Below are 14,046 nucleotides of genomic sequence, written 5' to 3'. Positions count from 1 at the left end.
TATCGGCTGCATGCCGCGGACTGACGGGGGTGGTGAATGGCCGGCACATCGGGCGCCGTTGCGGTCATGGGCGCCGGTGCTTGGGGCACCGCGCTGGCCAAGGTGCTCGTCGATGCCGGGGGGCCGGCGACCGCGGTGACGCTGTGGGCCCGCAGGCCCCACGTTGCCGACCAGATCAACTCGACCCGATACAACCCCGACTACCTGCCCGGCACGCTGTTGCCGGACGGCATCCGCGCCACGACGGACGCGGGCGAGGCGCTCAGCGGCGCGACGACCGTCCTCCTGGGCGTGCCCGCGCAGACGCTTCGCGCGAATCTCGAGGACTGGGTTCCGGCATTGACCGACGGTGCGACTCTCGTCAGCCTCGCAAAGGGCATCGAGCTGGAAACCCTCATGCGGATGAGCCAGGTGATCGTGTCGGTGACCGACGTCGAACCCGATCACGTCGCGGTGATCTCTGGGCCCAACCTGGCCAGCGAGATCGCCGGATGCCAGCCCGCGGCCACCGTCGTCGCCTGCACCGACTCCGGGCGCGCTGTTGCGCTGCAGCGCATGCTCAACACCGGTTATCTCCGCCCGTACACCAACAGCGACGTGATCGGCACCGAGATCGGCGGAGCCTGCAAGAACGTCATCGCGCTGGCATGCGGGATGGCGGCCGGCGTCGGGCTCGGCGAGAACACCGCGGCGGCGATCATCACCCGCGGCCTCGCGGAGATCATGCGGCTGGGCATTGCACTCGGAGCCAAGGCCGCGACGTTGGCCGGGCTGGCCGGAGTCGGCGACCTGGTCGCCACCTGCACGTCGCCGTATTCGCGCAACCGCTCGTTCGGCGAATGCCTCGGCCGCGGCGGGACGATGGAGTCGGCGATGCAGGCGCGTGACGGGCACGTCGTCGAGGGCGTCACCTCCTGCGAGTCGGTACTCGCGCTGGCGTCCAGTTACGACGTCGAGATGCCGCTGACCGACGCCGTGCACCGGGTCTGCCACAAGGGCCTTTCCGTCGACGAGGCGATGGCCCTGTTGCTGGGCCGCAGCACCAAGCCCGAGTGACGCAAACGCGCAGCCAGGCCGCCGCCGTCCGACCCCGGGGCCGCGCACCCGGTAGCCTCTGAAGGTTGTGAGTGCTAGCGACCGGTCGGACCGGGTGCGTGTCGCCGTCGTCTTCGGCGGCCGCAGCAACGAGCACGCCATCTCCTGCGTCTCCGCCGGCAGCATCCTGCGCAACCTCGACCCCGAGCGCTTCGAGGTGATCGCCGTGGGGATCACGCCGGAAGGTGCGTGGGTGCTCACCGACGGTGACCCCGACGCGCTGGCGATCACCAACCGGCAGCTGCCCGCGGTGACGGCCCAGTCGGGAACGGAGCTCGCGCTGCCGGCCGATCCGGGCCGTAGCGGCCAGCTGGTGGCGCTGCAGCCCGGCGCCGGCGAGGTTCTGGCGTCCGTCGACGTCGTCTTCCCGGTGCTGCACGGCCCCTACGGCGAGGACGGCACCATCCAGGGTTTGCTGGAACTCGCCGACGTGCCGTACGTGGGCGCCGGGGTCTTGGCCAGCGCCGCCGGCATGGACAAGGAATTCACTAAGAAGCTGCTGGCCGCCGAGGGGCTGCCGGTCGGCCCGCACATCGTCTTGCGCCCGAAACGCCCGACGCTGCATCCCGAGGAACGGGAGCGCCTGGGCCTGCCTGTCTTCGTCAAGCCCGCGCGCGGGGGCTCGTCGATCGGCGTCAGCCGGGTGACGAGCTGGGACGACTTGCCCGCGGCGGTCGCCGCCGCCCGTCGCCACGACCCGAAGGTGATCGTGGAGGCGGCGATCAGCGGTCGCGAGCTGGAGTGCGGCGTGCTCGAAATGCCCGACGGCTCCGTGGAAGCCAGCACGGTGGGGGAGATACGGGTGGTCGGGGTGCGCGGCCGCGAGGATTCGTTCTACGACTTCGCGACGAAATACCTCGACGACGCGGCCGAATTGGACGTGCCCGCCAAGGTCGACGACGAGATCGCCGATGCGGTGCGCCAGTTGGCGGTCCTGGCGTTCAAGGCCATCGACTGTCAGGGGTTGGCGCGGGTCGACTTCTTCCTCACTGAGGAGGGGCCGGTGATCAACGAGATCAACACGATGCCCGGATTCACCACAATCTCGATGTTTCCGAGGATGTGGGCCGCCAGCGGCGTCGACTATCCGACCCTGCTTGCGACCATGGTCGAGACCGCACTGGCCCGAGGCGTGGGTCTGCGCTAGCGGGCAGGCGCGGGATCGATCGGCACGGTCGGCACCGCGCGGTTGATGACGTCGGAGAGCTGTTGGATCGGCGTCGGTCCCGACCCCGACGGCAGCGTGAGCGCCACGTACACCGGCCGGTCCACCGTGTACCACGTGAAAGTGCCCGCGTCCCCGGCCGATTGCCGCTCGGCAGCGGCCTCGAACCACTGCACCCTGTCGACCACCTGGATGGGCGAGCCGACCACGAATTCGGCCGGGCGGGCGAGGCCGCAGCGCATGATCACCGCCTGGCCGTCCGCGCTTGCCCGCCACGCGTGCGCACCTGGGGGCGCCGGTGCGGCAATCGGCACGAGTTCGTAGTCCCCGAGCCGCTGGGGCAGCGCCGCGGCCAGAGACCGGCAAGCCGGGCTGTCGGCCTGCGGTGCGGGGACGGCGGCGACGTCAACCGGTCGCCGCGGCGCCCCACGGGTGGCCGCGATGGCGAGGATCACCCCGACCGCCACGACGGCCAGTGCGACCGCGGCCAGGATCGCCGCGCGCGGGGGTCCCGCGTCGTCCATCGAGCCGATATCGGGGTCGGTCGGCACCGCCCGCGTACCTCCTGTCTCGTCACGCGGTCCGCTGGCACGGGCAGGGACCTAACTTACCGCGGGCCCGGCGACCGTATGGTGGCCTCACACAGCCCGACCCGCAGGAGGAGGTGGCGTGGGCGACAACTTCTCGGGGCAGCCCCCGACGCTGCGACAAGTGGGCGAGTTCGGCGTCATCGATCGCTTGGTGCTCGGCCGCCGGCAGTCCGCGGCGGTGTTGCTGGGGCCGGGCGACGACGGCGCCGTGATCGCGGCCGGGGACGGCCGCGCCGTGGTGTCGACCGACATGTTGGTGCAGGACCGGCATTTCCGGCTGGACTGGTCGACACCCCACGACGTCGGGCGCAAGGCGATCGCGCAGAACGCCGCGGACGTCGAGGCCATGGGCGGGCGGGCCACGGCCTTCGTCGTCGCGTTCGGCGCCCCGGCGGACACGCCGGCGGCCCAGGTCGAGGCGCTGGTCGACGGAATGTGGGCCGAGGCCGGACGAATCGGCGCGGCGATCGCCGGTGGAGACCTGGTCAGTTGCCCGCAATGGGTGATCTCGGTGACGGTGCTGGGCGACCTGGGCGGCCGCGCGCCGGTGTTGCGTTCCGGCGCCACGGCCGGCTCTGTGATCGCGGTGACCGGCGAGCTGGGCCGCTCGGCGGCCGGATACGCGCTGTGGCGCAAGCGCATCGAGGGCCACGACGAGCTGCGGCGCCGACATCTGGTGCCGCGGCCACCGTATGGCCGGGGCGCCGAGGCCGCGGACGCCGGGGCCGAGGCGATGATCGACGTCTCCGACGGTCTGATCGCCGATCTGCGTCACGTCGCGGACGCGTCGGGCGTCGGGCTCGATCTGTCGACGGCCGCGCTGGCCGCCGACCGTGACGCGCTCGCCCCGGCGGCCGCGGCCGCGGGCGAAGACCCCTGGCTGTGGGTGCTTGGTGGTGGTGAAGATCACGCCCTGGTGGCCTGTTTCGCGGGCCCGGTGCCGACCGGTTGGCGGCCGATCGGCCGGGTGCTCGACGGGCCGGCCCGGGTTCTTCTCGACGGCGCGGACTGGGCCGGTTACGCCGGCTGGGAATCGTTCGAAGGTTAGGGTGGCGCGGTGGTCGTGTACGCGATGGCGGAGGGAGAGCTGTGAGCGCGCGCCCGTTGAGCGAGCTCGTCGACCCGGGATGGGCGACCGCGCTCGAACCGGTCGCCGGCCAGGTGGCCCACATGGGGGAGTTTCTGCGGACCGAGATGGCCGCGGGCCAGAGGTATCTTCCCGCGGGGCCGAACGTGTTGCGGGCCTTCTCCTTCCCGTTCGACGACGTCCGCGTCCTGATCGTGGGGCAGGACCCATACCCGACACCGGGCCACGCCGTGGGGCTGAGTTTCTCGGTGGCCCCCGACGTGCGGCCGCTTCCGCGCAGCCTGGCCAACATCTTCGACGAGTACACCGCAGACCTCGGCCATCCGCAGCCCGCGTGTGGTGACCTGACGCCGTGGGCGCAGCGCGGCGTGATGCTGTTGAACAGGGTGCTGACGGTGCGTCCCAGCGCTCCCGCGTCGCACCGCGGCAAGGGGTGGGAGGCGGTGACCGAATGCGCCATCCGCGCACTGGTCGCGCGGTCTCAGCCGCTGGTGGCGATCCTCTGGGGGCGTGACGCTTCGACGCTCAAACCCGTTCTCGCCGAGGGTAATTGCGTGGCGATCGAATCGCCGCATCCGTCACCGCTCTCGGCGTCACGGGGATTTTTCGGCTCGCGCCCCTTCAGCCGCGCCAACAAATTGTTGGCCGAGATGGGCGCCGACCCCATCGATTGGCGGCTACCCTGACCGGGATGACGGCGCTGCGGGCGCATCACCGGGGCGGGCCGCAGGAACTGGTCGTCGAACGGGCGCCGGTGCCGGTTCCCGCGCCCGACGAAGTGCTGGTCGCCGTGCACGCCGCCGCCATCACCTTCGACGAGCTGACCTGGGAGGAGACGTGGACCCGCGACGGAGCGAGCCGGACACCCGTCATCCCGTCGCACGAGGTTTCCGGCGTGGTACACCAAATCGGTCGGCGGGTAACCGATTTCGCACCCGACGACGAGGTGTACGGGCTGGTCCCGTTCGATCGCGACGGCGCCGCGGCGGATTTCGTCGCCGTTCCCGCGGGCGATCTGGCCGGCAAGCCGGCCGCGCGGACGTCACCGCGACCGTGCGCAGCGATGCGGCCGAGCTCGTTCGCGGCTTCGGCGCGCGACGCGTCATCGACGTGCGCGCCGAAACGCCCGGCGACCCGGGCATTACGACGTCGTCATCGATACCGTTGGCGGGGAGACGCTGGACCGGTCGTTCCCGCTGCTGCGCCGCGGCGGGCGACTGGTCACCCTTTCGGCGCCACCACCGAGCGGGCGGGCCGACGAATACGGTGTCATCGCCACGTTTTTCGTCGTCACCCCCGATCGCGACCAGCTGTCCCGGCTGGCCGCGCTCGTCGACGACGGACGGCTGCAGGTCCAGATCGCGGCGACCTTCCCGCTTGGCAGGGGCCGGGAGGCCTTCGAAAGCGGCCAACGTCCGGGCCGGCGCCCGGGCAAGACGGTCATCGTCGTGCGGAAGTGATCGCCGGGACCGGCAGGGAGGCAGGCGTAGACGTGTACGACCTCGACCAAACCATCCGGCAGCGGCACTCGACGCGAATGTTCCTGTCCAACCCCGTGCCACGTCACCTGGTCGAGGAGTCGCTCGAGTTGGCCATGCGCGCACCGTCGAACTCCAACGTGCAGCCCTGGCACGTGGTATTCGTCTCCGGCGCTGCCCGGGACAGGCTCGTCGCCGCCATGTTGGCGAAGGCGCGCTCGGAACCACCGAACGTGCCGCAGCTGCCCCCCGAATTCGCCCACCTGCGCAGCGACCTTGGCGCCCACGTGTACGGCGCGATGGGCATCGCTCGCGGCGACGCCGAGGCCAGGCGGGCCGCGGTGCTGCGCAACTGGGAGTTTTTTCGCGCCCCGCTGGGGGGTGTGGTCTCGATGCACCGGGATTTCGGCTTGGTCGACAGCATGGGCGTCGGGATGTTCCTGCAGACGCTGGTGCTGGCGCTGACCGCGCGGGGCTTGAGCACCTGCGTCCAGGTCTCCATCGCCGGCTATCCGGAGATCCTACGGGAGCGGCTCGGGATCGGGCTGGAGATGACCGTCCTGTGCGGCTTGGCCATCGGCTACTCAGACCCGGATTTCCCGGGCAATGCGCTCCGGGTCGGGCGCGAACGCGTGGACCAGCACGCGGTCTTCCTCGACGAATGAGGCGGCTGCGTCAGCCGCGGACGACCTTGCCGGCCTTGATGCACGACGTGCAGACGTTGAGGCGCTGCTTGTTGCCACCGGGACGGGTCGCGGCGTGCACGGTCTGCACGTTCGGGTCCCAGCGCCGGCTGGTGCGGCGATGGGAGTGGGACACCGACTTGCCGAAGCCGGGGCCTTTCCCGCAGATGTCGCACACAGCGGCCATGGTTCAAGCTCCTCAGATATCGGGGGTCCGGCTCGGGTCTGACAGATGGCCGGCACAGCGCCCGGGTCGACCCGGGCTTCCCAGGATACCGACTGTTGCGGCAACCGCCAAAACGGCCAACAGGCGCCGTCCAGCGTACGCGTGCGCTGTCGTATCCACTGGCTAGGCTCGACGCGCCGGGTCCGGTGCGCATGGGCAGCCGTCGGCCGTGTCCCGGCGCTACGCTGGCGCCCACCGGCGCGGGGCACGGAGGAGGTGGGTCACCCTGGACGCATCCCATCGCGCGCTCGACGCGGTGACCCTGCGGGACTGGGCGCATGCCGCCGTCAGCGACCTGATCACCCACATCGACGAGATCAACCGGCTCAACGTCTTCCCGGTCGCCGACTCCGACACCGGCGCCAACATGCTGTTCACCATGCGGTCGGCCTTGGCCGAGGCGAACGCCGGAGCCAACACCGACGGTGGCCCGGGATGCGTGGCCCGCGCGGCGGCGGCGCTGTCGGCCGGGGCGCTCAACGGCGCGCGCGGCAACTCCGGCGTGATCCTCTCGCAGATCCTGCGCGGCATCGCCGACGTCACCGCGACCGCGGCGGCCGACGCCGGTGGCGAATTGGGCCGCATCGACGCCGCCCTCCTCGGGGCAGGCCTGCGGCGCGGTGTGGACCTGGTCATCTCGTCGATGGGCGGGGCGGAGGTCCCGGGCACCATCGTCTCGGTGCTGCGGGCGGCCGCCGAGGCCGTCGCCGAGTGCGCGGACGAAGGGCTGGTGGCCGCGGTCACCGCCGCCGGGGACGCGGCGGTGGTGGCGCTGGAGAAGACGCCGGAGCAGCTCGACGTGCTGGCCGATGCCGGAGCGGTCGACGCCGGCGGGCGGGGTTTGCTGGTCCTGCTCGACGCGCTCCGTTCCACGATCTCTGGCCAGGCCCCGGCCCGCACCGTGTACGAGATATCGCCCCGCGAGATGCCGCCGCAGGCCCCCACGGAGCGCCCGGCGCCGCAGTTCGAGGTGATGTACCGGCTGGACGGGTGCGACCCCGCGGCCGCGGACGCGTTGCGGGACCGGCTGGAGGAACTGGGTGATTCCGTGGCCATCGCGGCCGCGCCCTCGACCGAGGGCATTTATTCCGTGCACGTGCACACCGATGACGCCGGCGCCGCGGTCGAAGCGGGCCTGGTGGCCGGGCATCCCAGCCGGATCGTGATCTCGGTCCTCGGTTCGGGGGGCACGGGGCTGCCGGCGGGTGGCTGGACGCGCGAGAGGGCCGTGCTCGCCGTCGTCGACGGCGACGGGGCGGCCGAATTGTTCGCCGCGGAGGGGGCCAACGTGCTGCGGCCGGACGCGACCGCCGGCCATCCCGCGACGGACATCAGCGCACACCAGTTGATGCGCGCCGTGGTCGATACCGGCGCCGCGCAGGTGATGGTGCTGCCCAACGGCTACGTGGCCGCCGAGGAGTTGGTGGCCGGCTGCACCGCGGCCATCGGCTGGGGCATCGACGTGGTGCCGATACCGACCGGCTCGATGGTGCAGGGCCTGGCCGCGCTGGCCGTGCACGAGACGGACCGGCCGGCCGTCGACGACGGGTACACGATGGCCCGCGCGGCCGGCGCCGCCCGGCACGGCTCGGTGCGCATCGCGACCGAGAGCGCGCTGACCTGGGCGGGCCGCTGCCAGCCGGGCGACGGGCTGGGCATCGCCGGCGACGAGGTGCTGATCGTGGCCGCCGACGCGGTGGGGGCGGCGATCGGCCTGCTCGACCTCCTGCTCGCGTCGGGGGGTGACCTGGTGACGGTCCTGGTCGGCGCCGGGTTCGAGAACGATATCGACGCCGAGGCGCTGGGCGACATCCTGGAAGAACACATGCACGACCACCACCCGGGGACCGAGCTGATGACCTACCGCACCGGCCATCGCGGCGACGCGCTGTTGATCGGGGTCGAGTAGCCGTGGCGTCGCTGGGCGATCGGCTGGACTTCGTGGTGGGCGCCAAGGCGGCCGACCAGCTCGACGAGGAGCTCGGCATCCGGACCGTCGACGACCTGCTGCGCCACTACCCCCGCAGCTACACCGAGGGCGCGACCCGCTGGGATGCCGACGGTCGGCGCCCGCCGGCCGGCGAGCACATCACGATCGTCGACACGATCGCCGAAACCAAGACCTGGCCCATGAAGAAGACCCCGAAGAAGCTGTGCCATCGCATCACCCTGGGCGCCGGCCGTAACAAGGTGACCGCGACGTTCTTCAACGCCAACTACCTCAAGAAGGACCTCACCGAAGGCACCCGGGTGATGCTTTCCGGGGAGGTGGGCTTCTTCAACAACGTCATCCAGCTGACGCACCCGGCGTTCCTCATCCTCGACTCGCCGGACGGCAGGGACCGCGGCACCAGCTCCCTGAAGAACATCGCCCTCGCCTCCAAGGCCAGCACCGGCGAGGTGCAGATGTCCGCGTTCGAGCGGGCCTTCTTCCCGATCTACCCGGCGACCACGAAGCTGCAGAGCTGGGACATCTTCAGGTGCGTGCGCCAGGTGCTCGACGTCCTCGATCCGATCGACGACCCGCTGCCCGCCGACCTGCGCGAACGGCACGGCCTGGTCTCCGAGGACCGCGCGTTGCGCGACATCCATCTGGCGGAGGACGAGTCGGCGCGCAGACGGGCACGGCAGCGCCTGACGTTCGACGAAGCCGTGGGGCTGCAGTGGGCGCTGGTCGCCCGGCGGCACAGCGAGCTGTCGGAATCTGGACCACCGGCGCCGCCGCGTCCCGACGGCCTGTCGGCGGAACTGTTGGCGCGGTTGCCTTTCGAGCTGACGACGGGCCAACGCGAGGTGCTCGCCGTGTTCGCCCAGGAGCTCTCGGCCACCAGGCCGATGAACCGCCTGCTCCAGGGCGAGGTTGGTTCCGGGAAGACGATCCTCGCGGTGCTGGCCATGCTGCAGCTGGTCGATGCCGGATACCAATGTGCGCTGCTGGCACCGACGGAAGTCCTTGCGGCCCAACACTTGCGGTCGATCAACGATGTGCTCGGACCGTTGGCCATGGCGGGCCAGCTGGGCGGCGCCGACCGTGCCACCCGCGTCGCCCTGCTGACCGGTTCGATGACGGCGGCGCAGAAGAAGCAAGTCCGGGCGGAGATCGCCGGCGGTCAGGTCGGCATCGTCGTCGGGACCCACGCGCTGCTGCAGGACGCCGTGGAGTTCGACAACCTGGGCATGGTGGTGGTCGACGAGCAGCACCGGTTCGGTGTCGAACAACGAGACCAGTTGCGCGCCAAGGCCCGTCCGGGCGTCACACCGCACCTGCTGGTGATGACGGCGACGCCAATACCCCGCACCGTCGCGCTGACGGTCTACGGCGACCTGGAAACCTCGACCCTGCGCGAACTTCCGCGCGGACGCCAGCCGATCACCAGCAACGTCATCTTCGTCAAGGACAAGCCCGCTTGGCTCGACCGCGCGTGGCGCCGGATCCTCGAAGAGGTCGCCGCCGGCCGCCAGGCCTACGTGGTGACGCCCCGGATCGACGAGAACGACGATCCTGAGAAGGAAAAGCAGGAGCAGAACGCCAAGCCCTCGGAGACCGCCGAGGGGCTCTACGCGCGGCTGCGATCGGGTGAGTTGGCGAGCGTGCGCCTCGGATTGATGCACGGACGGTTGTCCGCGGACGAAAAGGACGCCGCGATGGCCGCGTTCCGCGCGGGGGAGACCGACGTGCTGGTCTGCACCACCGTCATCGAGGTGGGCGTGGACGTCCCGAACGCGACCGTCATGTTGGTGATGGACGCCGACCGCTTCGGGATCAGCCAACTGCATCAGCTGCGCGGCCGCATCGGGCGCGGCCGGCACCCGAGTCTCTGCCTGCTGGCCAGCTGGGTCTCGCCAGGTTCGGGGGCGGGCGAGCGGCTGCGCGCCGTCGCCAACACCCTGGACGGGTTCGCGCTGGCCGACCTCGACCTCAAGGAGCGGCGTGAGGGAGACGTGTTGGGCCGCAACCAGTCCGGCCGCGCCATCAATCTGAAGCTGCTCTCGCTGGCCGACCATCTCGACGTCATCGACGGGGCCCGCGCCTTCTGCGTCTCCGCCTACGAGGAGGACGCCACCAACGCCGGGCTGGCAGCGCTGGCAGCGCGATTCACCGATACCGACCGCATCGAATACCTCGACAAGGCATGAACCGCAAGCTCCTGCTGTGGTTGACGGCGGCGGCGATCGTCGCGGTCCTGGTCGCCTACCAGACGCTGGGATCGTCGGCGGCCCGCCGCGCCGACCAGTACGCCGCGCGCGCCGAGGTTCCGACGGTGCAGCCCGGCGTCGACGTGCTGGCGGGCGTCGCCGTGCTCCCGCTGCGGCAACACCGCTACGACTACCGCCGGGCCGCGTTCGGGGAGGCCTGGGACGACGACAACGACGCCCCGTTGGGGCACAACGGATGCGACACCCGGGACGACATCCTCAACCGCGACCTCGTCGACAAGAGCTACGTCTGGGTCAAGCGCTGCCCGGACGCCGTGGCCACCGGCACGCTGCACGACCCGTACACCAGCAAGACCATAGCCTTCGCCCGCGGTCCCAAGGTCGGGGAATCGGTCCAGATCGATCACATCGTCCCGTTGGCCTACGCCTGGGACATGGGGGCGTTCGGCTGGCCGGACCCCGAGCGCCTGAGGTTCGCCAACGACCCGGCCAACCTGCTCGCCGTCGACGGCCAGGCCAACCAGGACAAGGGCGATTCGCCGCCGGCGCAGTGGATGCCGCCCAACGCCGCGTTCGCGTGCCAATACGCCATGCAGTTCATCGCGGTGCTGCGCGGATACCAGCTGCCGGTCGACCAGGCGTCGGTGGGCGTGCTGCGCCGCGCCGCGGCTACCTGCCCGACGAGCTGACAGGGCCGATCGGCTCGTCGGGCCCGTTGAAGGTGTCAGGGTCCGGACGTAACCGGGTCCCGTCGTTGAGCCCGTTGATCGCGTCCATGTGCTCGGCGGCCAATTCGAAATCGAAGACATCCAGGTTGCCGGAGATGTGCTCGGCTTTGGCCGACCGGAAAATCACCGAATTGCCCAGCTGCACATTCCATCGCAGCAAAACCTGTGCCGCGGTCTTTCCGTACTCGCCGGCGATCGACGTCACCGTCGCGTTGTCCATCAGCTTGCCCAACGCCAGCGGGGTGTAGGCCTGCGTCACCACGTTGTGCTGAGCGTCGGCCTTGCGCAGGTCGGCCTGGTTGAACAGCGGGTGCAGCTCGACCTGGTTGACCGCCGGGGTGACAAAGGTGAGGTCGATGACCGTCTCCACGTGGTCCGCGGTGAAGTTGGAGACACCAATCGAGCGGACGTGCCCCTCGCCCCGCGACTGGATGATGCCGCCATAGGCGTCGACGTAGCGGCCCAGCGCGGGTGCGGGCCAATGAACGAGGTAGAGGTCCAAGTAGTCCAGCCCGAGACGCTCGAGGCTGGCCGAGCAGGCGTCCTGCGCCTTCGTGAACCCCTGGTCGGGGATGTCGAGCTTGGTGGTGACAAACAGCTCCGCGCGGGGGATGCCGGAGGCCGCGATTGCGCGGCCGACGGCGGCCTCGTTGCCGTACGCGGAAGCGGTGTCGATGAGCCGGCAGCCCAACTCCAGGGCCGCCGACACCGCGCGTTCCGTCTCGTCGTCCGACAGCTCCGCGACGCCTAGGCCGAGCACGGGCATCGTGTTCTCGTCATTGAGAGCTATGGACGGTATGGCAACGCCCGACTCGTCAGTCAACGTCTGTCACCTGCCTGTGAAATTGAAGGTTCGTGGATCCGGGCCAAGCCGCTTTCCGTCATCGAGCGAGGAGATCGACGCCATTTCTTTGGCACTGAGTTCGAAATCGAACACGTCGAAGTTGCTCGCAATCCTTGAGGGGTTCACCGACTCGGGGATCACGATATTACCGAGCTGTATATGCCACCTAATCAACGCCTGCGCGGGCGTTCGCTCACGTGCCTCGGCGACGGCCGTGACCGTCGGGTGCCGCGAGCAGCGCTCCCTGGCCCAGCGGTGCCCACGCCTCGGTGGCGATGCCGCGCTGGGCCTGCAGCTCGCGCAACTCCTTCTGGGGGTACCGCGGGTGCAGTTCGACCTGGTTGACCGTGGGAACGATCCCGGTGGCGTCGATGAGGACGGTGAGATGCTCGGGCTCGAAGTTGCTGACGCCGATGGACCGGATCCGGCCCTGGCCGCGCAGGTGGGCGAACGCCTTGAAGGTGTCGACGAACTTGTTCAGGGCCGGCGTGGGCCAGTGGATGAGGTAGAGGTCCAGGTAGTCGGGTCCGAGCCGTTCCATGCTCGCGTCGAACGCGGCAGCGTGCTGTCGTAGCCCTCGTCGGCGTTCCACAATGTGGTCACCACGTACAGTTGTGCGCGGGGCACGCCGGAGTCGGCAATCGCCCGCACCGTCTCCCGTTCGTTGCGGTAGGCCGCGGCGGTGTCGATGTGCTGGTAGCTGGCCCGCAGCGCGGCGCCGACCGCCCGATCGGTGTCCGCCGACGGAACCTGGAAGACTCCCAGCCCAACGGCGGGAATCGCATTGCCGTCGTTGAGGGTGACGAAGGCTTGTCGGAGGGAACTACCCATGACCAAGAGTCTGCCAGGCGCGCCGGACCTCCATTCGGGAGCGAAAGCCGCGCCGATGCGCCTGACGAGTCGCGCGCGGGGTACGGCGATCGGCGTCGGGCTCAAGGTCATCCCGTGGATCCCGGCCCCCGCCAAGCGGGCCCTGTGCGGTGGTCGGGCCGTCATCATCGACGGAAACACGCTGGATCCGACGTTGCAGCTGATGCTCTCGAGTTCCCGGGCCGTCGGCATCGACGGTCTGGTCGTCGACGACGATGCGGCCGCCTCCCGCGCACAGATGCACCGCATGTGTACCGAGCTTCCGGGCCCGCAGATCCACGTCGAGGTCGACGAGCTCTCGCTGCCTGGCCCGGCGGGGCAGATCGCCGCGCGGCATTACCGGCCGCCCCACGGCGGCGCGGCGCCCCTGCTGGTCTTCTACCACGGTGGTGGCTGGGTGATCGGCGACCTGGATACCCACGACGCGCTGTGCCGGCTGACGTGCCGGGACGCGGGGATCCACGTGCTGTCGGTCGACTACCGCCTGGCTCCCGAGCATCCCGCCCCGGCGGCCATCGAGGACGCGTACGCGGCATTCACCTGGGCTTACGAACACGCCGCGGAGCTCGGCGCCGCGCCGGGGAAAGTCGCCGTCGGCGGGGACAGCGCGGGCGGCAACCTGGCCGCCGTCGTGTGCCAGCTGGCCCGCGAGGAGGGCGGGCCGGCCCCGGTGCTGCAGTGGCTGCTTTATCCGCGCACCGACTTCACGACGCCCACGCGGTCGCTGAGCCTGTTCGCCCGCGGCTTCCTGTTGACCAAGCGCGACATCGACTGGTTCGAGGCGCAGTACCTGAGGGGTTCCCCCGTCGACCGGACCGACCCGCGCGCCTCGCCGCTGCTCGCCGAGTCGCTGGCGGGGCTGGCGCCCGCGCTGATCGCGATCGCCGGCTTCGACCCGCTGCGCGACGAGGGGGAGAGCTACGCGGCGGCGCTGCGGGCCGCCGGCAACGCCGTCGACCTGCGGTGCCTGGGTTCGCTCACCCACGGCTTCGTGAACACGTTCCAGCTCGGTGGCGACAGCGCCGCGGGGACGGGCGAGCTCATCTCGGCGCTGCGCGCACACCTGAGCCGGGTCTGATCTCTCCGGGCGTCTTCGCCGGTAATCTGAAGGTCCCGTCCGAC

General features: G+C 70.5%; 13 protein-coding genes and 2 pseudogenes. 10 read left to right on the top strand and 5 right to left on the bottom strand.

Annotated elements, in window-relative coordinates; all coding sequences use genetic code 11:
• The first annotated feature begins 36 nt into the window (after window positions 1-36).
• Both SKC42_RS08580 and SKC42_RS08575 read left to right on the top strand, forming a co-directional pair.
• Complete coding sequence (locus SKC42_RS08580; RefSeq protein ID WP_330963860.1) at window positions 37-1,056, top strand: NAD(P)H-dependent glycerol-3-phosphate dehydrogenase; 1,020 nt, start codon at window positions 37-39, stop codon at window positions 1,054-1,056.
• 67 nt (window positions 1,057-1,123) lie between these two features.
• Complete coding sequence (locus tag SKC42_RS08575) at window positions 1,124-2,242, top strand: D-alanine--D-alanine ligase family protein (RefSeq protein WP_330963859.1); 1,119 nt, start codon at window positions 1,124-1,126, stop codon at window positions 2,240-2,242.
• On the opposite strand, the gene SKC42_RS08570 is transcribed toward SKC42_RS08575, so the two are convergent.
• Window positions 2,239-2,784, bottom strand: a complete 546-nt coding sequence (locus SKC42_RS08570; protein ID WP_330963903.1) for a DUF3515 domain-containing protein — start codon at window positions 2,782-2,784, stop codon at window positions 2,239-2,241. The two genes, SKC42_RS08575 and SKC42_RS08570, sit on opposite strands and share 4 nt — an antisense overlap.
• Window positions 2,785-2,929: 145 nt before the next feature.
• Here SKC42_RS08570 and SKC42_RS08565 point away from each other — a divergent pair, with 145 nt between their 5' ends.
• The 4 genes and pseudogenes from SKC42_RS08565 (at window position 2,930) to SKC42_RS08550 (ending at window position 6,080) form a co-directional block, all read left to right on the top strand.
• The gene (locus SKC42_RS08565; RefSeq protein WP_330963858.1) at window positions 2,930-3,898 is read left to right on the top strand and encodes a thiamine-phosphate kinase; all 969 of its coding nucleotides are present in this window, start codon (window positions 2,930-2,932) and stop codon (window positions 3,896-3,898) included.
• A gap of 41 nt (window positions 3,899-3,939) precedes the next feature.
• Window positions 3,940-4,623, top strand: coding sequence for a uracil-DNA glycosylase (locus SKC42_RS08560; RefSeq protein WP_330963857.1), 684 nt, complete (start codon window positions 3,940-3,942; stop codon window positions 4,621-4,623).
• Window positions 4,624-4,628: 5 nt separating this feature from the next.
• A pseudogene (locus SKC42_RS08555) lies at window positions 4,629-5,397 on the top strand (NADP-dependent oxidoreductase).
• A gap of 32 nt (window positions 5,398-5,429) precedes the next feature.
• A complete protein-coding gene (locus tag SKC42_RS08550; protein ID WP_330963902.1) occupies window positions 5,430-6,080 on the top strand; it encodes a nitroreductase in 651 nt (216 codons plus the stop codon).
• A 10-nt stretch (window positions 6,081-6,090) separates the two neighbouring features.
• Here SKC42_RS08550 and rpmB read toward each other — a convergent pair whose 3' ends face one another.
• A complete protein-coding gene (gene rpmB / locus SKC42_RS08545) occupies window positions 6,091-6,285 on the bottom strand; it encodes a 50S ribosomal protein L28 (RefSeq protein WP_085256199.1) in 195 nt (64 codons plus the stop codon).
• Window positions 6,286-6,550: 265 nt separating this feature from the next.
• Here rpmB and SKC42_RS08540 point away from each other — a divergent pair, with 265 nt between their 5' ends.
• The 3 genes from SKC42_RS08540 to SKC42_RS08530 are packed head-to-tail and all read left to right on the top strand — an operon-like array spanning window position 6,551 to window position 11,171.
• Window positions 6,551-8,233, top strand: coding sequence for a DAK2 domain-containing protein (locus SKC42_RS08540; protein ID WP_330963901.1), 1,683 nt, complete (start codon window positions 6,551-6,553; stop codon window positions 8,231-8,233).
• 2 nt (window positions 8,234-8,235) lie between these two features.
• Window positions 8,236-10,461 carry an ATP-dependent DNA helicase RecG gene (gene recG / locus SKC42_RS08535; protein ID WP_330963856.1) on the top strand — a complete coding sequence of 742 codons (2,226 nt, stop codon included), beginning with the start codon at window positions 8,236-8,238 and terminating at the stop codon, window positions 10,459-10,461.
• Window positions 10,458-11,171 carry an HNH endonuclease family protein gene (locus tag SKC42_RS08530; RefSeq protein ID WP_330963855.1) on the top strand — a complete coding sequence of 238 codons (714 nt, stop codon included), beginning with the start codon at window positions 10,458-10,460 and terminating at the stop codon, window positions 11,169-11,171. The genes recG and SKC42_RS08530 overlap by 4 nt, the downstream gene beginning before the upstream one ends.
• Here SKC42_RS08530 and SKC42_RS08525 read toward each other — a convergent pair.
• The 3 genes and pseudogenes from SKC42_RS08525 to SKC42_RS08515 form a co-directional block, all read right to left on the bottom strand.
• Window positions 11,152-12,033, bottom strand: a complete 882-nt coding sequence (locus tag SKC42_RS08525) for an aldo/keto reductase (RefSeq protein ID WP_330963854.1) — start codon at window positions 12,031-12,033, stop codon at window positions 11,152-11,154. The genes SKC42_RS08530 and SKC42_RS08525 overlap by 20 nt on opposite strands.
• A 6-nt stretch (window positions 12,034-12,039) precedes the next feature.
• Window positions 12,040-12,595 (bottom strand): annotated as a pseudogene (locus SKC42_RS08520) (aldo/keto reductase).
• Window positions 12,532-12,885 carry an aldo/keto reductase gene (locus SKC42_RS08515; protein ID WP_330963853.1) on the bottom strand — a complete coding sequence of 118 codons (354 nt, stop codon included), beginning with the start codon at window positions 12,883-12,885 and terminating at the stop codon, window positions 12,532-12,534. The pseudogene SKC42_RS08520 and the gene SKC42_RS08515 overlap by 64 nt, the downstream one beginning before the upstream one ends.
• Here SKC42_RS08515 and SKC42_RS08510 point away from each other — a divergent pair.
• A complete protein-coding gene (locus SKC42_RS08510; RefSeq protein WP_330963852.1) occupies window positions 12,884-14,002 on the top strand; it encodes an alpha/beta hydrolase in 1,119 nt (372 codons plus the stop codon). The two genes, SKC42_RS08515 and SKC42_RS08510, sit on opposite strands and share 2 nt — an antisense overlap.
• Window positions 14,003-14,046 lie beyond the last annotated feature (44 nt).

The organism is Mycobacterium sp. 050134 (assembly GCF_036409085.1).
Classification (GTDB): Bacteria; Actinomycetota; Actinomycetes; order Mycobacteriales; family Mycobacteriaceae; genus Mycobacterium.
This window is presented reverse-complemented; position numbering and strand designations above follow the sequence as displayed.

What these genes read in the sequence shown, in the direction of transcription:
- SKC42_RS08570 (WP_330963903.1), bottom strand. Translation starts at nt 2,784, where the DNA reads ATGGACGACGCGGGACCCCCGCGCGCGGCGATCCTGGCCGCGGTCGCA.
- SKC42_RS08530 (WP_330963855.1), top strand. Translation starts at nt 10,458, where the DNA reads ATGAACCGCAAGCTCCTGCTGTGGTTGACGGCGGCGGCGATCGTCGCG.
- SKC42_RS08510 (WP_330963852.1), top strand. Translation starts at nt 12,884, where the DNA reads ATGACCAAGAGTCTGCCAGGCGCGCCGGACCTCCATTCGGGAGCGAAA.
- rpmB (WP_085256199.1), bottom strand. Translation starts at nt 6,285, where the DNA reads ATGGCCGCTGTGTGCGACATCTGCGGGAAAGGCCCCGGCTTCGGCAAG.
- SKC42_RS08515 (WP_330963853.1), bottom strand. Translation starts at nt 12,885, where the DNA reads ATGGGTAGTTCCCTCCGACAAGCCTTCGTCACCCTCAACGACGGCAAT.
- SKC42_RS08580 (WP_330963860.1), top strand. Translation starts at nt 37, where the DNA reads ATGGCCGGCACATCGGGCGCCGTTGCGGTCATGGGCGCCGGTGCTTGG.